This window comes from Streptomyces sp. NPDC048644, from assembly GCF_043199105.1.
Taxonomy (GTDB): Bacteria; Actinomycetota; Actinomycetes; order Streptomycetales; family Streptomycetaceae; genus Streptomyces.
This window is the reverse complement of sequence record NZ_JBICVO010000003.1, coordinates 425,954-448,266: the sequence shown is the minus strand read 5'-3', so window position 1 is coordinate 448,266 and position 22,313 is coordinate 425,954. Positions and strand designations below refer to the sequence as shown.

The window sequence follows — 22,313 nt, the reverse complement described above, 5'->3', positions numbered from 1 at the left end:
GATAAGGAAAGGTGTCCCGGGGATGTCATGCGTGCGACCGGCGCGATGTCGCCGGGCGCGCGGGCGGCCGGTCCCTCCCGCGCGGCACCCGCCCGTACCCCGACCAAGGAGCGCAGCGTGGACTTCGGAGTTGTCCTACAGGCCGACCCGCCCGCATCGGCCGTCGTGAACCTGATGCGCCGTGCCGAGCACAACGGCTTCCGCTACGGCTGGACCTTTGACTCATCCGTGCTGTGGCAGGAGCCGTTCGTCCTCTACAGCCGCATTCTGGAGCACACCGAACGGCTGATCGTCGGGCCGATGGTGACCAACCCCTCCACCCGTACTCCGGAGGTCACCGCATCGACCTTCGCCACCCTCAACGACATGTACGGCAACCGCACCGTCTGCGGTATCGGCCGCGGCGACTCCGCGATGCGGGTGGCGGGACGGCCACCCAACACCCTTGCCAGGCTGGGCGAGGCGATCACCGCCATCCGGGACCTCGCCGAGGGCAGGGAGACCGACGTCGGCGGCCACATGCTGCGCATTCCCTGGGTCAAGGACGGCAGGCTGCCGGTCTGGATGGGCGCGTACGGCCCCAAGGCGCTGGCCATGACGGGCCGGCTGGCTGACGGTTTCATCCTCCAGCTCGCCGATCCGTTCCTGACGGAGTGGATGATCAAGGCGGTACGGGACGCGGCGGCCGAAGCCGGGCGCGACCCGGACGAGATCACCATCTGTGTCGCCGCGCCCGCCTACGTGGGCGATGACCTGGCGCACGCCCGTGAGCAGTGCCGCTGGTTCGGCGGGATGGTCGGCAACCACGTCGCCGATCTCGTCGGCCGCTACGGCGAGCACTCCGGAATGGTGCCGGACGAGCTGACCGCGTACATCAAGGACCGCAGCGGCTACGACTACGCGCACCACGGCAGGGCGGACAACCCCGACACCGCGTTCGTGCCGGACGCGATCGTCGACCGGTTCTGCCTGCTCGGTCCCGCCGAGGCCCACATCGACAAGCTGCGGCGGCTGCGGGAGCTGGGTGTCGACCAGTTCGCGCTGTACGCCATGCACGACGCGAAGGAAGCCACCATCGACAGCTACGGGGAGCGGATCATCCCGGCACTCGACGGCTGAGCAGGGCGCCGCCGGGAACGCCGCGGCGGTCACGATGCGAGGCACCGTGACCGCCGCGGAGCGGGGACGTACGCGTCCGGCCTCAGACGCCCGGAGGCACCCGGGACGGGCGCCCGCGGCCCCGGGTGAGGCGGTAGCCCGCGATGCCGCCGAGCGCGGCCAGCACGCCGCCGGCCGCGGTCCAGATCCAGCGGTCGGACCAGCGGCCCGACGACCAGCCGCCGTCCGGTTCACCGGCCGCCGCCTGCGGGCCGGGGGACGCGCTCGCCGTGGCGGAAGGCGAGCTGTCGTCGTCCGCCGCGGGCGAGCTGTCGTCGTCCGCGGCGTCGGCGGTGCCCGCCCCCGGGACCAGCGGTGCGGCCAGCGCGCCGTCCACGGCGTGCGCACCGCCCGCGTCGGAGACGGTGGCCTCCACCTCGGCGTGCACCGGCTGGCCCAGATCCTGCGGCGACAGGTCGGTGGACGTCAGGCGCAGGTAATACCGGCCGGGCAGCGGGTCGTTGGACCACGGCTCCGCCCAGGAGCGGACGGTGCGCAGGGTGCAGGCCAGCTCCACCGAGCCGGCGTCCGCCGCGGCCTTGCGGGCCTGCATGCCGTAGCGGCACGACTGGCGGCGGCGCAGCCCGTCGTACACGTCGAGCTGCCAGGTGGCGGCGGAGTGCCCGGCGGTCTCCGGCAGCTTCACCTTCGCCCGTACCGTCGCGTCCTGCCCCTGGTCGAGCGGGACGGCCCAGTACAGGTAGTCGCCGGTGGAACCGTCGGCGGTGGCCCGCTGCCCGGCCGCGAGCAGGGTGGCGGTACGGAACGAGGTGCCCGCCTCGGTCGGCGCGGGCGGGGAGTCCGGGTCGGACCCGGGGCTCGGCGTGGCGCTGCCGGACGCCGGGGGCGGGTCGTCGGCGAGGGCGGGCCCCGCCGTGGCGAGCAGGCCGCCGGCGGCCAGCAGGGCGGCCGTCACGGTGCGCAGGGTCCGCATCAGTTGGTCCTCCAGACGGAGATGCGCCAGCGGGAGATCCAGCCCCACACGAGACCGCCCACCAGACCGGCGAGTGCCAGGGTGATCAGCAGCCACCAGCCGCGGCCGAGGCCGAAGGAGGCCGGGTCGGCGGCGTCGTGGGGCGCGTCGACGACATCGACGGCCAGCTCGACGGGCAGTCCTGGATCCCGCTTCACCGACGCGGGGGCCGAGAAGGAGTTGCTGACCTGGAGGCAGATCATCTGGGCCGGCGGCTCACCGCCGCCGTCGGGCGTGTCCGCTTCCGGCAAGGGATAGCGCAGACCGGTGGAGACGACATCGGTCCGCCCGTCGCCCGCCTCCGAGCCGCGGACGATCTCCCGGCCGTGCGTGGACACCGCCCGCAGCAGCACGCCGTAGTCGTTGTCCACGGCGCGGTCGGCGCCGATGCTCACCGACGCCCGCAGCTCCTGGCCAGGACGGACGCCGACCCGGTACCAGCGGTGCTCGGCGAACTTCTCCCGGTCGTTGTACAGACCCGGCTTGAGTTCGGGCGCCGTGCTGCACTCCTGCGCGCCCCGCGTCGCCACCGGCGTGACGACGGGATCCGCCGCCCGGTCCACCAACTGGTGTACCCGGTCCCGCAGTTGGTCGGTGTGCTGCACCGAGGTGTAGGTGCCGCCGGTCGCCTCGGCGATGCAGCTGAGCTGCTTGCGGGTCTTGTCGTCCGGCAGCAGGCCGAGGGTGTCGACGGTCAGGTGGATGCCCTTGGCGGCGATGTCCCTGGCCACCTCGCAGGGGTCGAGCGGCTGGCAGGTGTCCTCGCCGTCGGTGATGAGGACGATCCGGCGGGTCGCGTCGCCGCCCTTGAGGTCGTCGGCCGCGGCGAGCAGGGACGGGCCGATCGGCGTCCAGCCGGTGGGTGTCAGCGTCGCGACCGCGGTCTTGGCCTCGGTGCGGTCGAGGGGGCCGACGGGGTAGAGGAGCTTGGTGTCCTTGCAGCCGACCTTGCGGTCCTGCCCCGGGTAGTTCGCGCCGAGGGTGCGGATGCCGAGCTGTACCTCGCCCGGCACTGCGTCGAGCACCTCGTTGAACGCGGTCTTCGCGGCGGCCATCCGGCTGCGCCCGTCGAGGTCGCGGGCCCGCATGGAGCCGCTGACGTCGAGGACCAGTTCCACCTTCGGGGCGGGTTTCGCGTCCGGCTCACCGGCCGCTGCGGGTGTGGGGAGCAGGCCGATGGCCAAGGTGGCGAGCAGGCCGCACACCCCGGCCGCCAGCCGCTTTCTTATGATCATCGACGGATCGTATGGAGGATCGGCCGCCAAGCCAAAACGGGACGTCAGATGCCGGACACCGGCCCGCAGTTCCCGGCAGCCGCCGCCCTACGGAACCCGGCCAAGCCACTCCGGCGAGCTGAACTTGCCGGCCGCCAGTTCCTGGGCGCGGGCCAGCTCCGACGGGCTCACCGCGCCGTCCGTGCCGCCGTAACGCGACCGGAACGACGCGATCATCCGGTCGATGACCTCGGCACGCGGCAGCCCGGTCTGCCGGCGCAGCGGATCCACCCGCTTCTTCGCGCTGGTGGTGCCCTTGTCCGACAGCTTCTCCCGGCCGATCCGCAGCACCTCGACCATCTTGTCCGCGTCGATGTCGTACGACATCGTCACGTGGTGCAGCACCGCGCCGGACGCCACCCGCTTCTGCGCGGCGCCGGCGATCTTCCCGGCGTCGGTCGCGATGTCGTTGAGCGGCTTGTACCAGGCGTTGATACCCATGTCGCCGAGTGCGGCCAGCACCCAGTCGTCCAGGTACGCGTAGCTCTCCGCGAACGACAGTCCCTGCACCAGGGCGTCAGGTACGCACAGTGAGTAGGTGATGGTGTTGCCCGGCTCGACGAACATCGCGCCGCCGCCGCTGATCCGCCGCACCACGCTCACGCCGTGCCGGGCGGCGCCCTCGGGGTCGACCTCGTTGCTCAGCGACTGGAAACTGCCGATGATCACGGCGGGGCGGTCCCACTCCCACACCCGCAGCGTCGGCTGCCGGCGGCCCGCCGCGACCTCCTGGGTGAGCACCTCGTCGAGCGCCATGTGCAGCGCCGGGGGCTGCGGGGCCTCGTGGACGATCTGCCAGTCGAAGTCGGTCCAGTCGGCCGCGTCCGCCACGGCCCGGCGTACCGCGATGCCCACCGCCTCGCTGCTGAACCCGAACAGCACCGCGCCGGCCGGCAGCGCCGCGTCGATCCGGGCCGCGAGCCCCCGCGCGTCGGTGTCCGAAGGGGCACCCTCCAGGGCGCCGTTGATGGCGTCCAGCGCCTCGTCGGGCTCCAGGAAGAAGTCCCCGGCGACCCGTACCCCGCACAACGCGCCGCCCGCCACGTCCAGATCGACGACGACGAGCTTGCCGCCCGGCACCTTGTACTCACCGTGGTGCTTGCCCTGCACGGCACATCCTCCTGTTGTCGCCCGTCGTCCCGCAGCCGGCCGGTGCCCCGCGGTCGTCACCAACGGTAATGCGGGACGGGACATTCCCGGCGTCCCCGCGCGGGCCCGGGTGCATCCGCGGCCAGGAGGCCGCCTGTCGCCCCTGGCCAGCGGTAACCCGAAGCTCCTACGATGCGGTCATCATGGGGGAGGGATGAACACGTGGCACAGCAAGTGGGACGCGTGGAGACCGGCGTGGCCTGGGTGATCAAGAACCTGGACGTGGTCATCGCCGTCGGACTCGGTCTGACCATCGGCATGATGGACGTCTTCGGCGACGTCATCAGTGACGACGTCTCGTCCGGCGCGACCTTGCTGGTACTCGGCACCCTGGCGGTCGGTTCGATGACCGAGCGCCTGCGGCGCAAGTCCGACATCCAGGAGGCGAACGGCGAGACCCGCCGGGCCCTGGAAGACCTCGCCATGGTCCGCTCGCTCTCCGGCGACCAGGTCGGCGAGGCGCTGGAGAAGGCCAGACAGCAGACGAACCGGTGGTACTTCAAGGGCGGCACGGGCACCTACCTGCGGGCCGTGACGCTGCCCCGCTGCGTGGAGACCGCCACCCGGCAGCGCGCCCAGCTCAGCGTCAAGATCGACATCATCAACCCCGGTGACGAACGGACCTGTTCGGCATACGCCCGCTTCCGCCAGACGTTCGCGCGCCAGCGCAACGTCGCCGCGGCCAACGCCTGGACGACGGACCGGACGCGCAAGGAGTCCTACGCCACCGTGCTGGCCGCCTGCTGGTTCCGGCAGCGCCTCGACACCCTGGAGATCAGCGTGCACCTCTCGTCGGGAGTGCCGACCCTCCGCTTCGACCTGTCCGAATCCTGCCTGATCATCACCCAGGACGACCCCAGCCGCGTCAACCTCCTGGTCGCTCGCGACCAGCCGCTCTACGACTACTACGTCACCGAGCTGCACCAGAGCAGGGAACAGGCCGTCAAGCTCGACCTGCGCGGCATCGCACCGCTCGGCGAGGAGCCGACCGTCGACGAGGTCCGCACGGTCTTCGACGACGTGGGCCTCTCGCTCCCGACGGTCTTCACCGACGCCGACGTCGGCGAGATCATCGAAAAGGCCCTGCACGCCGAGGACCCCTACCGGAGGTGAGACGCCTCGGGCGCGACCCATGGACTACGACACGCTCGACCACCTTCTCCGGCCCGGCGGTGAACAGGGCGCTCCGCGCGAGCGCGTCACCGGCGTACTGGAGGACATCGCCTCCGGCAAACGGGAGTTGCGCGCCGTGCGGCACCCGCTCGGCTTCCTCTGCCTGCCGCTCCACCGCGACGGCGCCCGCGGCGTCTGCGTCCACCTCTTCGAGAGCGGCGCAGCCGACACCGAACCCACCGCGGCGCCCATGCACGCCCACAGCTGGGAGCTGCGCAGCTACGTGCTCTACGGCCGGGTCGGCAACCTCCCGGTGCGGGTGACCGACGGCGGCGAAGACGCCACCCACCGGGTCTTCGAAGTCGTCAGCGCGCCGTCCGGCGTCGACGAACTGCGGCCCACGTCCCGCCTGGTGCGCTGCGAACCCGGCCCCGCCCACTCCAGCGTCAGCGGTGAGACCTACGCGCTGCCGGCCGGCGAATTCCACGCCACCGTCGTCGCCGAGGGCGAACCCACCGCGACCCTGGTGCTCGGCAGGTCACTGCCGGGCCACACCGATCTCTCCCTCGGGCCCGTGCACGGCCGCAGGCACCGCACGGTGCGCCGGCTGTGCGCGGCGGAACACACCGAACGGACCGTGCGCACCGCACTCAGGAGGATCCATGCCGAGCAGCGAGAGTGACCCGGGCGGCGCGCCGTACGCCCGCGAACAGCGCGTGGCCGTCGCTGCCGCCGAGGAGGCGGGCGCGATGCTGCGCACCCGCTTTTCCGGAGCGCAGGCGGTGGGCGTGAAGGACGCCGCGGGCGACGTCGTCACCGACCTCGACCTGGCCGCCGAGAAAATCGTCCTGGCCCGGCTCCAGACGCACTTCCCGCACGACCGGATCCTGTCGGAGGAAGCCGGGCTCTTCGACGCGGTCGGCCGGCGGACCTGGCTGGTTGACCCGCTCGACGGCAGCAACAACGTCGCGATCGGGCTGCCCTCGTACGCCGTCGGCATCGGCCTGTGCGTCGACGGCGAGCCCGTGGTCGGGGTGGTGCACGAGCCCGTCACCGGCAGCACCTGGCGTGCGGTGGCCGGGCAGGGGGCGTACGGCGCGGGCGGCGGGCTGCCGGGGCCCGCCGGGCGGGTGCCGCAGGCAGGGCCTGTGGTGGCCTGGACCCAGGGGCACGCCGTCGGCCGGGACGACACCGTCGCCGCGGGCCTGCGCCGCCAACTGGAGCGCCGCTCCCGGCGGGTGCTCCAGCTGTGGGCGCCGCTGCTGGGCTGGAGCATGCTGGCCCGCGGCACCATCGACGGCTTCGTCGGCTACTGCGCCGAGGGCATCGACTTCCCGCCGGGCGCGCTCCTGGCGTCCGAGTCGGGTGTCGCCTTCCGCACGCTGACGGGCGGCGACTTCCGCGTGGGCTTCGCAGGCCCCGACTCGGACCGCAGCTTTGTCGCGGCGCGTGCGGACACCCTGGCGTACCTGCTGGACGTGGTCGCGGCGGCGGAGGTGTCCTGAGCGGCGGGCGGGCCCCGGGTCAGGCCGTGACGGCCAGTGCCGCCGTGGCCGCCAGCGTCGCCGTCACGGCGAGGACGAAGCCGGTCCCCATGAAGCGCCGCAGCGGGATGGCGGTGCCGTGCCCCCGGCAGCGTTCGAACCAGAGCAGCGTCGCCAGCGACGCCCAAGGGGTCACGAGCGGGCCGACGTTGGTGCCGATGAGCAGGGACAGCAGCTGGTCGTGGTTGCCGACCGGGACCGCCGCCTCGCCCGCCATGTAGACCGGCAGGTTGTTGAGGACGTTGGAGAGCCCGGCGCCGACCCCAGCCGAGCGCAGCATGCCGAGCAGACCGCCGTCCGGGCCCACCGCGGCCGTCAACAGCTCGTGCAGGCCGTGCGTGTTGACCGTCTCCACGACCAGGAACATCCCCGGCACCAGCACCAGCAGCCGCCAGGGGACGAGCGAGAGCCGCAGGTCGGCCCGGCGCCGGAACGCGAAGGCCAGCACGACGACCAGCATCGTGGTCAGCGAGGCCGACCACAGGGGCACGTCGGCGACGAGGATCGCCACCAGGAACCCCGCACAGGCCACGGCGCAGATCCGGAACAGCACCGGGTCGGCGGGCTTCAGCGGGGGCGGCGGCACGTACACCGCGGCGCCGCGGCGTCCGCGCCGCCAGTAGAAGCCCCACAGGCAGGCCATGGTCACGACGATGGCGGCCAGTTGCGGCAGCCCCATCCTGGCGGCCATCTCGGTGGGGGTCAGGCCGACGCGGTCCGACGCCAGCAGGTTCGTCAGGTTCGACACCGGCAGCAGCAGGCTCGCGGTGTTCGCCAGCCACACCGTCGTCATCGCCAGCGGCACCGGCGCGATGCCGACCCGGGTGGCCAGCGCCAGCATCACCGGCGTCAGCAGGACCGCCGTGGTGTCGAGGTTCAGCGCGATGGTGGTGACCGAGGCGAACAGGACACAGAGCCCGAACAGGAGCAGGTAGTTCCCCTTGGCGGCGCGGGACACCCAGGACGCCACCGCGTCGAACACCTGGGCCTTGCCGGTCAGTTCCGCCATGACGATGACGGTGGCCAGGAACACCAGCAGCGGCCCGATGCGCGTCATCGCGTCCCCGGCGGGGCCGGTCGGCAGCAGGCCCGTGGCGACGAAGACCAGGCCGCACGCGAGCAGTCCGGCGGCCAGCCAGTCCAGGGGATGCAGACGCTTGAGGAATCGCACGGCAGACAGGGTCGCACACCGGCCACAGGCGGCACGGCGGGAGGCAGGCGCCCGCCCCGCACCGTCCGTGCCACCGCCGCCGCACCGCCGCGACGTGCTGATGATCCGTAAAGGGCCTGCCCAGCCGCGGCCGCAACTCCTACGATGGGGGCATGGCGACTGACGGGGAACTGATGGACCACGCACGTGACTTGGACTTCTTCATCAGCTACTCGCCTGCGGACGAACAATGGGCCTCCTGGATCGCCTGGACCCTGGAGGAAGCCGGATACCGCACGGTGATCCAGGCGTGGGACTTTGTCGCGGGCACCAACTTCATCGACTTCATGGACCGCGGCGTCAGCGAGTCCGTCGCCGTCATCGCCGTACTCTCAGGACACTACGGACGCTCCACCTACGGCCGCATGGAATGGCAGGCCGCACTGCGCGCCGAGCCCGAGGAGCCGGAGCGCAAGCTGCTCACCGTCCGCGTCGAGGACATCCCGATCGAGGGCCTGCTCGCCACCATCACCTACGTCGACCTCGTCGGCGTCGCCGACCCGGAGACGGCCCGCGGCATGCTGCTCACCCGCGTCGGACAGGCCGTCGAAGGCCACGCACGGCCGGGACAGCGCCCCGGCTACCCCGGCAGCCTCACCACCGGACGCCCCAGGATCCCGGCGCCCAACGGGCACTCCGACGCACGCCAGCGCCCGCTCGGCCGCACCGGCTGGTCGGGGCGCCGCCGCCCGGCCAGGGCGCCCCAGTACCCGCAGGCGCCGGGCGCCGCCGGCCCGCCCGATGCCCTGACCGTGCTCCACCTCGCGGGCCCCGACTTCGGCCGCGGCCGGGAACCCGACGCCCTGCGCCGGGAGATCCGCAGCGACCTCGTCGAGCTGAAGGACGCCGGAGCCCCGTCCCCCGACCTCCTCGTCGTCACCGGCGACCTGACGGCGTCCGGCAGCCCCCGCGAGTGCGACCAGGCCCTCAGCTTCCTCACCGGCCTGCGCTCCCAGCTCGACCTGCCGCCCCAGCGCGTCATCGTCGTGCCAGGCAACCAGGACGTCAGCCAGGCCGCCTGCCTCGGCTACTTCCACACCTGCGAGGCGGACGAGATCCCGCCGCAGCCCCCGTACTGGCCCAAGTGGCGCCACTACACCCGGCTCTTCCGCGGCCTCTACGAAGGTCTCGACACGGTCTTCGACAGCGACCAGCCCTGGACGCTGTTCCCGGTGCCCGAACTCCACACCGTCATCGCCGGGTTCAACTCCTCCATCGCCTACAGCCACCGCCCCGACGACCAGTACGGTTACCTCGGACGCGACCAGGCCACCTGGTTCGCCGAGGCGCTGCGCGGCTACGAGGACGAGGGCTGGCTGCGCATCGGCGCGCTCCGGCACCCGCTCACCGGCCGCAGGCGCCCCGGCGACGCACCCGGCGGCCCAGGACCGCTGCGCGACGTCGACACCTTCACCCGCCTCACCGCACCCCGGCTGCACTTCCTGCTGCACGGCCCCAGCGGCGGCCCCCGCACCAGCACCGCCGAGCCCGCGCACGACCTGCTGCCGCTCACCGGGGGCGAGTTGCCGCTGTTCGGCTCCGCGGCCCCGGCCCGGTTCGAGCTGCTGCGGGTCACCGCCGACAAGGTCACCCGCTGGACCGGCGAAGAACCCACCGCACCCGCCGAGTTCCCCGTCTCCTGGCGCAGCGCCCACCGCATCTTCACGCCGCCGGGCGAGCCCACCACACCGCCGCCCGCCGCCGCGCCCGCCGACAACCGCTCGGTCGAGGAGCCCGCCGACTCGCTCGCCGAACGCGTCAAGGAGGTCTGCCGGGCCCGGCAGGAAGGCGTACGCCTGCGGGACGTACCGCGCGGCGCCCCCGACGACCTGACCCAGATCATGGTCACCTGGAACGACGAAGGAGTCGTAAGGCAGCAGCGGATCGCCGTCCACCCCGGCACCCCCACCGACGACGAACTCGACCGTTTCCTCGCCCAGGCGCACGCCACCGACACCGGATCCGAGGCCGAACTGATCCACGCCGGGCCGCCCCCGGAGCCCGCGCTCCGCGAACGGGCGGGCCGCCGCGGCATCCGGGTGCGCAGCTTCCTCGAATTCCAGGGCCTGCTCGACCTGCGGGCCTACGTCACGGCCCAGACCGCCAGGCTCGGCAACGACGACAGGTACGCGCCCGACCTCTACCTCCCGCAGCGCTACCGCGACGCCGAACGCCCCGACGGCGAGGAGCGCGAGGGTCTCGTCGAGGCCATGCTGCAACTCCTGGAGACCGACCACGGCCGCTTCATGCTGCTGCTCGGCGACTTCGGCCACGGCAAGACCTTCGCCCTGCGCGAGCTGGCCCGCCGCATCCCCGAACGGCTCCCGCACCTCACGCCCCTGCTCATCCCGCTCAACACCCTCGACCGCGCGCACAGCCTCGAAGGTCTGGTCGCCGCCCACCTCGCCGGGCACGACGTCGACACCATCGACCTGCGCGCGCTGCGCTACATGCTCGGACAGGGCCGCGTCGTGCTGCTCTTCGACGGCTTCGACGAACTCGTCAACCGCGTCAGCTACGACCGGGCCGCCGACCACCTCCAGGTGCTCCTGAACGCCGCCGTCGACAACGCCAAGATCGTGGTGAGCAGCCGCACCCAGCACTTCAAGTCACGCGACCAGATCCTCACCGCGCTCGGCGAACGCGTCGGACTGCTCCCGCAGCGCCGCATCCTCTCCCTCGAAGGGTTCGTCCCGGCCCAGATCCGCGCCTACCTCGTCAACCGCTACGCCGACGAGGAGGCCGCCGACCGCCGCTTCCAGCTCCTCCAGAACATCCCCGACCTGCTCGCCCTGTGCGCCAACCCCCGGCTGCTCAGCTTCGTCGCCGACCTCGACCAGGACCAGCTGCGCGCGGTCGCCGGAGCCGGCCGTGCGCTGAGCCCCGCCCGGCTCTACGAGGACGTGTTCACCTCCTGGCTCGCCCACGAGGAACGCCGCGGCCAGGGCGGCCCCGGCGCCGCCCCCGGCCTGGGCATCGACCACCTCTGGACCGCGGTCACCGCACTCGCCGGGCGCCTGTGGGAGAGCGGGCGCAGCGGCCTGCGCCTCGACGAGCTGACCGACACCGTCTCCGCCGCGCTCAGCGAACTGTCGGCCGGCACGCTGTCCACCCAGGAACGCGCCCAGGCCGTCGGTGCCGGCAGCCTCCTGGTCCGCACCGACGACGGGCTCTTCCAGTTCATCCACGGCTCCGTCGTCGAATGGCTCGTCGCCCGCGAGGCCGCGGCACAACTGTCCGGCGGCGACGACACCTTGCTCTCCGCCCGCCCCTTCAGCCCGCTCGCCGTCGAGTTCTTCTGCGACCTCGCCGACCACGACCTGTGCACCGCATGGGTCCGTACCGTCCTCAACGCCCCGGGCCCCGGCACCAGTGACGCGGCCCGCGCCAACGCCGTCCGGATCATCGACCGGCTGCGGGTGCCGGCCAACGCCGACCTGCGCGCCGCCCGGCTGTCCGGCGAGGACCTCTCCGGGCGCGACTTCTCCGGCGTCGACCTCACCGGCGCCGACCTCACCGACACCCGGCTGATCGGCGCCAACCTCTCCGGCGCCGTGCTCAAGGACGCCCGGCTGAACGGCGCCCGCCTCGACCACGCCGACCTGAGCGGCGCCGACTTCACCGGCGCCGACCTGCGCGGCGCCCGCCTCACCCGCGCCGACCTGCGCGGCGCCCGCCTCACCGGCAGCCGCTGGAACCGCGCCGCGCTCATCGACCCGGTACTCGATGCCCAGGTCCGCGCGGCCCCCGAACTGAGCACCGCGGCCCTCGCACCCGGCATGCCGGTGGAGGCCGGTTTCCGCCCGGCGGCCGTCGGCGTCCCGTACGGCTTCGACATGCGCACCAGCCGGCTGCCCGAGCCCCTCTCGTACAGCCCCGCAGGCGAACTCCTCGCGGTGGGCAGCGAGGACGGCGGGGTCCTGGTCTGCGCCGCGGACACCGGCCGCGCGCTGCGCACCCTTCATGGGCACGAAGGGCGGGTCTACGCCGTCAAGTTCCGCTCCCGGGTGCTCGCCACCGGCGGCGCCGACGGCACCGTACGCCTGTGGGATCCGGTGTCGGGCAGCTGCCTGCACCGCATCGACGTCCACCCCGGCGGCGTCTGGCCGGTCTCGCTCGACGAGGACGGCACCGTCGTCGCCACCGGCGACGCCGACGGCATGGTGACGCTCTGGGACACCGCGAGCGGCAGACCGCTGCATCACCTGCCTGGTCACACCGCGCCCGTCTACACCGCGGTGTTCAGCCCGGACGGCCGCACCCTGGTCACCGGTGACGCGGCGGCGGGACTGCGCATCTGGGACACCCGCACCGGAACCTGCACCGGCCGCCTGCCCGGCCACGAAGGGGCCGTCTACCGCGCCCGGTTCAGCCCCGACGGCACGTTGCTGGCCACCGGGGACCAGGGCGCCGAAGGGCACGGCACGGTCCGCGTCTGGCGGCTCTCGGACGCGCGCCTGCTGCACGAGTTCACAGGACACACCGGACGCGTCTACACCCTCGACTTCCACCCCGACGGCAATCTGCTGGTCAGCGGCGACACCGACGGCCAGGTCCGGCTGTGGGATCCGGTGGTCGGCGCACCGGCGGGCACCCTGGAGTGCTGCACCGGCGCGGTCTACCAGGTGATGTTCGGCAACGAAGGCAGGCTGCTCGCCGCCTGCGACAGCGACGGCACGGTCCGGCTGTGGCGGGTCTCATCGGGCGACGGTCACCGCAACGTCACCCTGCTGCGTCAGCAGCCCGTCGAGCACCGCGGCTCCGCCTGGGCCTGCCGTTTCCGCCCGCAGGACAGCCAGCTCGTCACCGTCGGCAACGACGGCGGCGCCCAGATCTGGGACGCCGACACGGGCCAGGGCAAGCGGATCCTGCGCGGCCACGGCCGCCGGGTGAACACCATCGCCTTCAACTCCGACGGCAGCCGCCTCGCCAGCTGCGGCAACGACGGCATCGTCCGGCTCTGGGACGCGCGCACCGGCCGCCGGGCCGCCGAACTCTCCGGCCGCGGCGACCGGTTGATCTCCGCCGCCTTCAGCCCGGCGGGACCGGTCCTGGGCACGGCGAGCAACGACGGCGACGTCTACCTGTGGAACGCCGCGAACGGCGAGTACCTCCGCGAGATCGATGTGGAGACCGACCACACCTGGGCCGAGGCGTTCAGTGCGGACGGCGAACTGCTCGCCACCGCCAACGACGACGACTCGGTCCGCCTGTGGTGGCGCAGCACCGGTGCCCATGTCGCCACCCTCAACGAGCACCACGGCCGGGTGCGCTCCATCGCCTTCCGCGGCGACGGCGAACTCCTCGCCACCGGCTGCGACGACGGCCGCGTCCGCGTCTGGAACGTCGCGGGCAGCCGCCTGGTGACCGAACTCGAAGGCCACACCGACCGGGTGTACGCGGTCACCTTCGGCGCCGACGGCGAGTGGGTCGGCAGCGCCTCCTGGGACGGCACGGCCGTCATCTGGCAGGACGGCGCGCTCCGCCACGTCCTGCGCGGCCACCACGGCAGGCTGTGGGCGGCCGTCGCCCACCCGGACCGCCCGCTCCTTGCGACCGCGGGCGACGACCGCACCGTCTGCCTCTGGGACACCGTCACCGGCACCCGCATCGCCCGCCTCACCGGCCACACCGGACGCATCTTCTCGCTCTCCTTCCACCCCGACGGCTCGCGCCTGGCCAGCTGCGGCGAGGACGGCACGATCCGCCTCTGGGACGTCCCCGCACCGGACGGCACGGGCAGCGCGCCCGAACCGTCCCTGCGCGCCACGCTGATCGGTGTGCCGGACGGCTGGGCGGCGCTCACCCCCGAGGGCGGCTACAAGTACGAGGGCGATGTGGCGGGCGAGTTCTGGCACGTCGTCGGCATGGCCCGCTTCACCCCGGGAGAACTGGACGACTATCTCCCCGGCGTCCACCGGCTGTCCCTGGACGCGGAGTTGTAGGGGCGGGCGGCGGATTCACCGGGGGCGGGCCCGTCCCGCATTCCGGGCACCCTTGCCGCCCGGGTGCGGCATGCGATCTGCTGGGTTCCTGGAGAGCCTGTGTCTGAACCCCGGCCGGGATGCAGACACAGGCTCTGATCGGTCCCGTCCGCACCGCCGCAGCGCACAAGGAGCCCGCCCGTGTTCACCACCCGCCCGACCCTGCACGGCACCTTCGGGATGGCGTCCACCACGCACTGGCTGGCGTCCCAGTCCGCGATGGCGGTACTGGAGGACGGCGGCAACGCCTACGACGCGGCCGTCGCCGCCGGCTTCGTGCTGCATGTCGTCGAGCCGCACCTGAACGGCCCGGCGGGCGAGGTCCCGATCATCCTGGCGCCCGCGGGCGGCCCCGTGCGCGTGCTGTGCGGGCAGGGTCCTGCGCCGGCCGGGGCGAGCGTGGCGCACTACACCGGACTCGGCCTCGACCTGGTGCCGGGCACAGGACCGCTGGCCGCCGCCGTGCCCGGCGCCTTCGACGCCTGGATGCTGCTGCTGCGCGACCACGGCACCAAGACCCTCGCGGAGGTGCTGCGGTACGCGATCGGCTACGCGGAACACGGGCATCCGGCCGTCGAGCGGATCGGCGAGACCATCGAGACGGTCAGGGAGCTCTTCACGACGGAGTGGACCTCGTCCGCCGAGGTGTACCTGCCGGGCGGCAGGTCCGTCGCCCCGGGCGGCCTGCTGCGCAACCGTCAGCTGGCCGCCACCTGGCGCCGCCTCACCGCCGAGGCGCAGGCCGCTTCGGCCTCCCGCGACGGACAGATCGACGCGGCCCGCAGGATCTGGCGCGAGGGCTTCATCGGCACCGCACTCGCCGAGGCAGCGGCCCGCCCCGCCATGGACACCTCGGGCGAACGGCACGCCGGCACCCTCACCGGCGACGACCTCGCCGGCTACGCGGCGTCCTACGAGGACCCCGTCACGTACGACCGGCACGGCTGGACCGTCGCCAAGGCCGGCGGCTGGTCCCAGGGCCCGGTCTTCCTCCAGCAACTCGCCCTGCTCTCCGATGAGTTGCCCGCCTACGGCAGCCCCGAGTACGTGCACACCCTCATCGAGGGCTGCAAACTCGCGATGGCCGACCGCGAGGCGTGGTACGGCGACGCGGCCGACGTCCCGCTCGGCACCCTGCTCGGCGACGCGTACAACGCCGAGCGCAGGAAGCTGATCGGCGAGAGCGCCTCGTACGCGCTGCGGCCCGGCAGCCCGGACGGCCGCACCCCGCGGCTGAGCCGGCATGCGCTGGCCGTCGCCGAGGGGCGGGCGGGGGCGGCGGGCGGCGGGCGGGCCGCGGGCATCGGCGAGCCGACCGTCGCGCCCAGCGCCGCCGACGCGGACGACCTGCCGGCGCAGAGCGTCGCACCCGAGGTCGACCGCAGCGGCGCCACCCGCGGGGACACCTGCCACATCGACATCGTCGACCGCTGGGGCAACCTCGTCTCCGCCACCCCGTCCGGCGGCTGGCTCCAGTCCAACCCCGTCGTGCCCGGCCTGGGCTTCCCGCTCGGCAGCCGGCTCCAGATGGCCTGGCTGGAGGAGGGGCTGCCCAACTCGCTGACCCCGGGCCGTCGGCCGCGCACCACCCTGACGCCGTCGCTGGCGCTGCGCGACGGCGTCCCGGTGATGGCTTTCGGCACCCCGGGCGGCGACCAGCAGGACCAGTGGCAGCTGCACTTCTTCCTCGCCGTCACTCTGCGCCCCGAGGTACGCGGCGGCCTCGATCTCCAGGGCGCGATCGACGCCCCGAACTGGCACAACGACGCGTTCCCCGGCTCCTTCTTCCCCCGGGCGATGCAGCCGGGCGCCGTGACCGTCGAATCACGGATCGGCACCGGCACCGTCGAGGAGCTGCGCCGCCGCGGGCACCGCGTCACCGTCGGCGGCCCCTGGTCGGAGGGGCGGCTGTGCGCGGTGGCCCGCGACCCGGAGACCGGAGTGCTGTCGTCGGCCGCGAACCCGCGCGGCATGCAGGGCTACGCGGTAGGCCGCTGACCTGCGGCGATACCGGGCGCACAGGTGTGGCGGGCCGCCCCGCCGCACCTGCGATTGGCCCCCGGGGCATCCGGAATTCACCTCTGGTCCAGGCGCCGTGTCAGTGGGGCGTGGTTCGATGGATGCATGATCGAAGCACTCAGTACTCATCAGGGAGACCTCACGCACAGCACCGAAGCCGCGCCGGACGCCGTGAGCGCGGCCGACGCCGCGGCGGCCCCGGCCCCCGACCTGTCGGCGCTCGACCTCGCCGCCGTCGAGGAGGCCGTCCGCCGGGCGGCGGCCGAGGAGATCCTGCCGCGGTTCCGGCAGCTCGCGGCGGACGAGATCGTCGAGAAGAACGGCCCGCACGACCTCGTCACGGTCGCCGACCGCCGCGCCGAGGAGCACCTCACCGCCGCGCTCACCGCCCTGCTGCCCGGTTCCGTGGTGGTCGGCGAGGAAGCCGTGCACGCCGACCCCGCCATACTCGAAGCCCTGCGCGGCGACGCCCCGGTCTGGATCGTCGACCCGGTCGACGGCACCCGCCAGTTCGTCCACGGCGACCCCGGCTTCGCGACGCTGGTCACCCTCGCCCACCGCGGCGAGCTGCTGGCCTCCTGGACGTACGCGCCCGCGCTCGACCTGATGGCCGTCGCCCGCCGTGGCGCGGGCGCCACGCTCAACGGCGAACCGCTGATGCCCGGCCCCGCCGCGTCCACCGCGGGCATCGACGTCGCCATCTCGCACTACGACTTCACCACCGACGAGCAGAAGCGGGTGCTCGCAGCCCTGGACACCGGCGGCATCGCCCCGCGCCCCTGCGGCTCGGCGGGCCTGGAGTACCTGCACATAGCCAGGGGCGAGATCGACGCGGTCGCCTTCAGCTGGGAGAACGCCTGGGACCACGCGGCCGGGCTGCTCCTCGTGCAGGAGACCGGCGGCGCGAGCGGCACCGTCGCGGGCGAGCCGTTCCGTATCGCGGGCGGCAATGCGCTGCCCTTCACCGCGGCGCGGGATGCCGACACCGCGCGGCGTATCCTCGGACTACTGGCAGCCGCCAACTGATCCTCAACGACGAGGACCGGACACGAGGGGAGTGGCGCAGGTGCCGAGGATGCTCGATGCCGTGGTGATCGGGGCGGGGCCCAACGGCCTGACGGCGGCCGTCGAACTGGCCCGCCGCGGAATGTCCGTCGAGGTCTTCGAGGCCCGCGACACCATCGGTGGCGGCGCCCGCACCGAAGAGCTGACCCTCCCCGGCTTCCGGCACGACCCCTGCTCGGCCGTGCACCCCTTCGGCATCGGCTCACCCGCCTTCGCCACCATGCCGCTCGCACGGCACGGCCTGGAGTGGCTGCACCCCGAGATCCCGATGGCGCACCCCTTCCCGGACGGCACGGCCGCCGTGCTCGCCCATTCCGTCGGCGAGACCGCGATGTCCTTCGGCCCGCGCGACGCGGGGACGTACCGCAGGCTCGTCGCGCCGTTCCTCGGCAAGTGGGACAGCATGGCCCACGACTTCCTGCGCACCCAGTGGCTCGGCCTGCCGCAGGACCCGGTGACGTACGCCCGCTTCGGGCTCACCGCGATGCAGCCGGTCACCTTCCTCAACCGCCGTTTCCACGACGAGAAGGCCCGCGGCCTGCTGGCCGGGATCGCGGCGCACGCCATCGCCCCGCTCGGCGGCTTCGGCACCTCCGGGCTCGCCCTGATGTTCGCGCTGGCCGCGCACGCACGGGGCTGGCCGGTGCCCCGCGGCGGCTCGCAGGCCATCTGCGACGCGCTGGCGGGCCTGCTGCGCGCCCACGGCGGCGCCCTGCACACCGACTTCGAGGTCAAGCGGCTCGACGACCTGCCGCCCGCCCGCGCCTACGTCTTCGACACCTCGCCGACCGCGCTCGCCCGGATCGCGGGCCTCGGCAACGCCTACCGCAACGTCAAGTACGGCCCCAGCGTCTTCAAGATCGACTACGCGATGTCGGCCCCGGTGCCGTGGACGGCCCCCGAGGCGCGACAGGCCGGCACCGTCCACATCGGCCCCACCAGCGGCGAGATCTCCGCCGCGCTGAACGCCGCCGCGCACGGCCAGGACCCCTCCGTACCCTTCCTGATCACCTCCCAGCCCAGCCTGATCGACCCCACCCGCGCCCCCGAAGGCCGGCACACGTTCTGGGTGTACGGCCATGCCCCCAACGGCTGGGAGGGCGACGCGACGGAGGTCATCGAGCGGCAGATCGAACGCTTCGCCCCCGGCTTCCGCGATCTCGTCCTGGCCCGCGCCATCGCAGGACCGCCCCGGATCGCCGCCCGCAACGCCAACTACGTGGGCGGCGACACCGCCACCGGCTCCGCGGCCGGCCTGCGCCTGCTCATCCGCCCCAAGCTCACCCGCGTCCCCTACACCACCGCCCACCCCGCCGTCTTCCTCTGTTCCCAGGCCACCCCGCCGGGCCCCGGAGTGCACGGCATGTCGGGCCACTACGCCGCGAAGCAGGTCTGGCGCAGGCTGCGGGCCACCGCACGCTGACGGTCCCCGGCCGGGATGCGGACACAGGCTCTAAGCTCCGGCCCATGAGCCCCGCACACCCCGCACCTACTCCGTCCGGCCCGGCCCTGACGTTCGTCCGCGGCGACATCACCGAGCAGGACGTGGACGCCGTCGTCAACGCCGCCAACTCCTCGCTGCTCGGTGGCGGCGGCGTGGACGGCGCCATCCACCGCCGCGGCGGCCCGGAAATCCTGGCCGCCTGCCGCGAGTTGCGCGCCTCGCACTACGGCCGCGGCCTGCCCACCGGCCAGGCCGTCGCGACCACGGCGGGCCGCTTGCCGGCCCGCTGGGTGATCCACACCGTCGGCCCGGTCTTCGCCTCGGGCGACGCGGCTCTCCTCGCCTCCTGCTACCGCGAGTCGCTGCGCCTCGCCGACGGACTCGGGGCCAGGACGGTCGCCTTCCCCGCCATCTCCACCGGCGCCTACGGCTGGCCCGTCGACGACGCCGCACGGATCGCCGTCGAGACGGTGCGCCAGACCGAAACGGCGGTGGAGGAGGCCAGGTTCGTCCTCTTCGACGCGCGCACGTACGCGGCGTTCACGGCGCAGGCCGGGTAGCGAACGCGGTCGCCGCCGTCCCGCCACCGCGCGGCCTTCCGTACCGCCTCCCGCCGGATGGCCGGAAGTCGACGGAGTGATCCGCCAACGGGCCTATGAGGAGGCCGGGTTGAGGTGTGATACTCGGCCCGCCGGTGGGGCGGCGGGCAGCGCGAGCGGAGTCGAGGAGCGGGCATGACCAGGCAGCAGGACGAGGAAACCCTTCTCGACGCGGTGACCGCCCGGCTGGCCGCGCGCAAGGTACCGACGGATCTGCGGGCACCGGGCGCGGCGAACGTCACCTGGCGGTCGCTGCTCGACTGCCACGTCACCCGGTGCATCGAGACCCGCAGGGAAGCGGAAAGGGAACAGCACGGGCACGTCGACCTCTCCAAGTACGCCACCTACCAGGACCTGTCGGCCCACCCGGTCCCCGAGCCGTCCGCCCCGGAGGCCCAGCAGGAGTGGACGCTGGTGCGCGAGGACTCGGTACGTGCGCACCACTGCGCCTGCGGTAACGGCCGCGTGCCCTGCGACCGGTGCACGGGGCACGGAGAGCTGGTCTGCGAGCCGCTGCGTGCCTGCACGGGCTGCGCCGGCGCCGGCTCCTGCGCCACGTGCGGCGGCAGCGGACAGCGCGGCCACCACAGCGCCGCCGCCCCCGCGCACGACGAGCGGGAAACCTGCGTCAAGTGCGGGGCGCCCGAAGCTGCTTGCCCCGCCTGCCGTGGCGCGGGACGCGTCCGGTGCACCGACTGCGACGGGAGCGGAAAGGTCGCCTGCCCGGGGTGCGAGGGCGAGGGCAGCGTCGGCCACAAGGCGTGCGGCGGTGCCGGCCGGACCACCACCTGGACCGAGGGCACCATCAAGCACCGCAGCGTGGAGAGCAAGGTGCCGACGCCGACCACGCCGCCGCCCGTCCTCGTCCGGCTGATCGCGTCGGGAGCCGGCCAGTGGCGCACCGCGGACTGCGGCTACGGCGACCGGCTGCCCGCCGACCTGTCCGACACCCATCGCGATGCCGTCGAACGCGGGCTCGTCAAGCGGCCGGGCGAACTGGCCAGGCGGGCCAGGCTCCGCCACCTGCCGATAGCGCGGGTGGCCGTCCCAGGAGAGCCGGGGCTGGTCTTCTACGCCTTCCCCGAGAGCGTGGGATGCCGGGTCCTGCCGCTGCCTTCGGCCCGCCGCGTCGCGCTGCTGACCGCCGCGGCCATCGGTCTCGCGGCGGCGGTCGAGGCGGTCTTCCTGCTGCTGGGCTGAGCGCCGGTTCCTGCACCCGGGCCGGTCCCGCGCCCGCCGGTACGAGAGGGTGGACGCAGTACCCGCCCGCATCAGGAGTACGCCATGCCACACATCCTCGTTTCCTACGACGCGCCCCTGCACGACGTCATCGACCGCCGAGGCTTCGCCCGCGAGCTGCACGCGCTGGCCGCGAAGACGGTCGACGGCATCACCGTCGAGAGCTGCAAGACCCGCTTCTGCCGCGTCGATGAGACCGTCATCGCGGACGACGAGCCGGGAGCGGCCCTGATCCACCTGGAGTTCGCGGTACTCCCCGGCCGCTCGACGCAGGTCAAGACCGAGCTGAGCCGGGCGGTCCTGGCACTGCTGCGGCAGCACACCGCCGCCGCACCCGACACGCTGGTGGTGCACGCGTCCGTCGACGTGACCGATCTCGACGCGTCCTACACCAAGCACGTGGCGCGGGGCGGCGGCGCCGGACGCCCGTGAGGTGACGGACCATCAGCCCGCCCGCACCGACCAGAGGAGCCCGCGATGACCGACCGGTACCCGCCGATCGAGCCGTACGACCAGGGGATGCTGGACGTGGGCGACGGCAACCTCGTGCACTGGGAGGTGTGCGGCAACCCCCGGGGCAAGCCCGCGGTGGTCGTGCACGGCGGCCCGGGGTCGGGATGCGGCACCTGGGCGCGGCGCCACTTCGACCCCGAGCGCTACCGCATCGTCCTGTTCGACCAGCGCGGATGCGGCCGGAGCACCCCGCACGCCGCCGACCCCGCGACCGACCTGCGGCACAACACCACCGCCCACCTGCTCGCCGACATGGAGCAGTTGCGGGAACATCTCGGCATCGACCGCTGGCTGCTGTTCGGCGGATCCTGGGGCTCGACGCTGATCCTGGCGTACGCCGAGCGCCATCCGCAGCGGGTCTCGGAGATCGTCATCCCGAGCGTCACCACGACCAGGCGCCGCGAGATCGACTGGCTCTACCGGGGCGTCGGCAGGTTCTTCCCCGAGCAGTGGGCACGCTTCCGGGACGGTGCCCGCGCGGCGGAGGGGGACGGGAGTCTCATCGGGGCGTACGCGGAGCTGACCGGGCACCCGGACCCCGCGGTGCGGGAGCGGGCCACCGCGGACTGGTGCGCCTGGGAGGACACCGTGCTGTCCATGGAGCCGAACGGCGCGCCCGATCCGTACGCGGGACGGCCGTCCGCCGCCCGGCTCGCCCTCGTCCGCATCTGCGCGCACTACTTCGCGCACGGTGCCTGGCTGGAGGAGGGCGCCCTGCTGCGCGACGCGGGCCGGCTGGCCGGGATCCCGGGGGTCCTCATCCACGGCAGGCTGGACCTCAGCTCCCCGCTGGAGACCGCCTGGGAACTGTCCCGCGCCTGGCCGGACGCCCGGCTCATCGTCATCGACGACGCCGGGCACAAGGGCAGCGAGGCGATGCGGGAGGCGGAGATCGAGGCGCTGGACCGGTTCGCGGCGGCCGACGGACGGAGCTGAGCCCGTCCCGTGGGGGACCTGCGCGGGAGGGGAATCGCGCGGGCCCCGGCAGGCGCACATTGATGTCGGATTTCCGCCAGCGGGGGAGCGGTG

The 22,313-nt window shown here is 73.4% G+C and carries 16 protein-coding genes; 12 read left to right on the top strand and 4 right to left on the bottom strand.

All coding sequences use genetic code 11. The features are described 5' to 3' along the window. Positions 1 to 117 precede the first annotated feature (117 nt). Complete coding sequence (locus ACGFNI_RS08985; protein ID WP_393682199.1) at positions 118 to 1,119, top strand: TIGR03842 family LLM class F420-dependent oxidoreductase; 1,002 nt, start codon at positions 118 to 120, stop codon at positions 1,117 to 1,119. A gap of 82 nt (positions 1,120 to 1,201) precedes the next feature. Here the strand turns inward: ACGFNI_RS08985 and ACGFNI_RS08980 are convergent, their stop codons facing one another. The 3 genes from ACGFNI_RS08980 to ACGFNI_RS08970 all read right to left on the bottom strand — a co-directional run bounded on the left by ACGFNI_RS08980 (position 1,202) and on the right by ACGFNI_RS08970 (position 4,515). Continuing rightward, the gene (locus ACGFNI_RS08980) at positions 1,202 to 2,092 is read right to left on the bottom strand and encodes a hypothetical protein (protein WP_393681963.1); all 891 of its coding nucleotides are present in this window, start codon (positions 2,090 to 2,092) and stop codon (positions 1,202 to 1,204) included. Further along, on the bottom strand, positions 2,092 to 3,366 hold the full coding sequence (locus tag ACGFNI_RS08975; RefSeq protein ID WP_393681962.1) for a VWA domain-containing protein: 1,275 nt from the start codon (positions 3,364 to 3,366) through the stop codon (positions 2,092 to 2,094). Before ACGFNI_RS08975 ends, ACGFNI_RS08980 begins: the two co-directional genes overlap by 1 nt. Positions 3,367 to 3,453: 87 nt before the next feature. After that, positions 3,454 to 4,515 carry a biotin/lipoate A/B protein ligase family protein gene (locus tag ACGFNI_RS08970; RefSeq protein ID WP_393681961.1) on the bottom strand — a complete coding sequence of 354 codons (1,062 nt, stop codon included), beginning with the start codon at positions 4,513 to 4,515 and terminating at the stop codon, positions 3,454 to 3,456. A gap of 201 nt (positions 4,516 to 4,716) precedes the next feature. On the opposite strand from ACGFNI_RS08970, the gene ACGFNI_RS08965 reads away from it, so the two are divergent. From ACGFNI_RS08965 to ACGFNI_RS08955, 3 genes are read left to right on the top strand one after another with little or no spacing between them, the layout of a single operon-like run. Beyond that, positions 4,717 to 5,667, top strand: coding sequence for a hypothetical protein (locus ACGFNI_RS08965; protein WP_393681960.1), 951 nt, complete (start codon positions 4,717 to 4,719; stop codon positions 5,665 to 5,667). A 19-nt stretch (positions 5,668 to 5,686) separates the two neighbouring features. Beyond that, the gene (locus ACGFNI_RS08960) at positions 5,687 to 6,349 is read left to right on the top strand and encodes a hypothetical protein (RefSeq protein ID WP_393681959.1); all 663 of its coding nucleotides are present in this window, start codon (positions 5,687 to 5,689) and stop codon (positions 6,347 to 6,349) included. Continuing rightward, complete coding sequence (locus ACGFNI_RS08955) at positions 6,330 to 7,172, top strand: inositol monophosphatase family protein (protein WP_393681958.1); 843 nt, start codon at positions 6,330 to 6,332, stop codon at positions 7,170 to 7,172. Before ACGFNI_RS08960 ends, ACGFNI_RS08955 begins: the two co-directional genes overlap by 20 nt. Before the next feature lie 19 nt (positions 7,173 to 7,191). On the opposite strand, the gene ACGFNI_RS08950 is transcribed toward ACGFNI_RS08955, so the two are convergent. Beyond that, a complete protein-coding gene (locus ACGFNI_RS08950) occupies positions 7,192 to 8,382 on the bottom strand; it encodes an SLC13 family permease (RefSeq protein WP_393681957.1) in 1,191 nt (396 codons plus the stop codon). Positions 8,383 to 8,534: 152 nt separating this feature from the next. Between ACGFNI_RS08950 and ACGFNI_RS08945 the strand changes: the two genes are divergently transcribed. The 8 genes from ACGFNI_RS08945 (at position 8,535) to pip (ending at position 22,220) form a co-directional block, all read left to right on the top strand. After that, the gene (locus ACGFNI_RS08945; RefSeq protein WP_393681956.1) at positions 8,535 to 14,366 is read left to right on the top strand and encodes a TIR domain-containing protein; all 5,832 of its coding nucleotides are present in this window, start codon (positions 8,535 to 8,537) and stop codon (positions 14,364 to 14,366) included. A 180-nt stretch (positions 14,367 to 14,546) separates the two neighbouring features. Next, positions 14,547 to 16,403, top strand: coding sequence for a gamma-glutamyltransferase family protein (locus ACGFNI_RS08940; RefSeq protein ID WP_393681955.1), 1,857 nt, complete (start codon positions 14,547 to 14,549; stop codon positions 16,401 to 16,403). A gap of 126 nt (positions 16,404 to 16,529) precedes the next feature. After that, the gene (locus tag ACGFNI_RS08935) at positions 16,530 to 17,450 is read left to right on the top strand and encodes an inositol monophosphatase family protein (protein WP_393681953.1); all 921 of its coding nucleotides are present in this window, start codon (positions 16,530 to 16,532) and stop codon (positions 17,448 to 17,450) included. A 40-nt stretch (positions 17,451 to 17,490) separates the two neighbouring features. Further along, entirely contained in the window at positions 17,491 to 18,912 is a 1,422-nt protein-coding gene (locus tag ACGFNI_RS08930) for a phytoene desaturase family protein (protein ID WP_393681952.1), read from the top strand. Between the two features lie 44 nt (positions 18,913 to 18,956). Further along, a complete protein-coding gene (locus tag ACGFNI_RS08925; RefSeq protein WP_393681950.1) occupies positions 18,957 to 19,493 on the top strand; it encodes an O-acetyl-ADP-ribose deacetylase in 537 nt (178 codons plus the stop codon). A gap of 174 nt (positions 19,494 to 19,667) precedes the next feature. Further along, positions 19,668 to 20,732, top strand: a complete 1,065-nt coding sequence (locus tag ACGFNI_RS08920) for a hypothetical protein (protein WP_393681949.1) — start codon at positions 19,668 to 19,670, stop codon at positions 20,730 to 20,732. A gap of 84 nt (positions 20,733 to 20,816) precedes the next feature. Next, complete coding sequence (locus ACGFNI_RS08915; RefSeq protein ID WP_393681947.1) at positions 20,817 to 21,203, top strand: 5-carboxymethyl-2-hydroxymuconate Delta-isomerase; 387 nt, start codon at positions 20,817 to 20,819, stop codon at positions 21,201 to 21,203. A 45-nt stretch (positions 21,204 to 21,248) separates the two neighbouring features. Further along, positions 21,249 to 22,220: a prolyl aminopeptidase gene (gene pip, locus ACGFNI_RS08910; protein WP_393681946.1), complete on the top strand. Its 972-nt coding sequence runs from the start codon at positions 21,249 to 21,251 to the stop codon at positions 22,218 to 22,220. Positions 22,221 to 22,313 lie beyond the last annotated feature (93 nt).

What these genes read in the sequence shown, in the direction of transcription:
- ACGFNI_RS08915 (WP_393681947.1), top strand. Translation starts at nt 20,817, where the DNA reads ATGCCACACATCCTCGTTTCCTACGACGCGCCCCTGCACGACGTCATC.
- ACGFNI_RS08920 (WP_393681949.1), top strand. Translation starts at nt 19,668, where the DNA reads ATGACCAGGCAGCAGGACGAGGAAACCCTTCTCGACGCGGTGACCGCC.
- pip (WP_393681946.1), top strand. Translation starts at nt 21,249, where the DNA reads ATGACCGACCGGTACCCGCCGATCGAGCCGTACGACCAGGGGATGCTG.
- ACGFNI_RS08980 (WP_393681963.1), bottom strand. Translation starts at nt 2,092, where the DNA reads ATGCGGACCCTGCGCACCGTGACGGCCGCCCTGCTGGCCGCCGGCGGC.
- ACGFNI_RS08960 (WP_393681959.1), top strand. Translation starts at nt 5,687, where the DNA reads ATGGACTACGACACGCTCGACCACCTTCTCCGGCCCGGCGGTGAACAG.
- ACGFNI_RS08935 (WP_393681953.1), top strand. Translation starts at nt 16,530, where the DNA reads ATGATCGAAGCACTCAGTACTCATCAGGGAGACCTCACGCACAGCACC.
- ACGFNI_RS08975 (WP_393681962.1), bottom strand. Translation starts at nt 3,366, where the DNA reads ATGATCATAAGAAAGCGGCTGGCGGCCGGGGTGTGCGGCCTGCTCGCC.
- ACGFNI_RS08925 (WP_393681950.1), top strand. Translation starts at nt 18,957, where the DNA reads ATGAGCCCCGCACACCCCGCACCTACTCCGTCCGGCCCGGCCCTGACG.
- ACGFNI_RS08945 (WP_393681956.1), top strand. Translation starts at nt 8,535, where the DNA reads ATGGCGACTGACGGGGAACTGATGGACCACGCACGTGACTTGGACTTC.
- ACGFNI_RS08955 (WP_393681958.1), top strand. Translation starts at nt 6,330, where the DNA reads ATGCCGAGCAGCGAGAGTGACCCGGGCGGCGCGCCGTACGCCCGCGAA.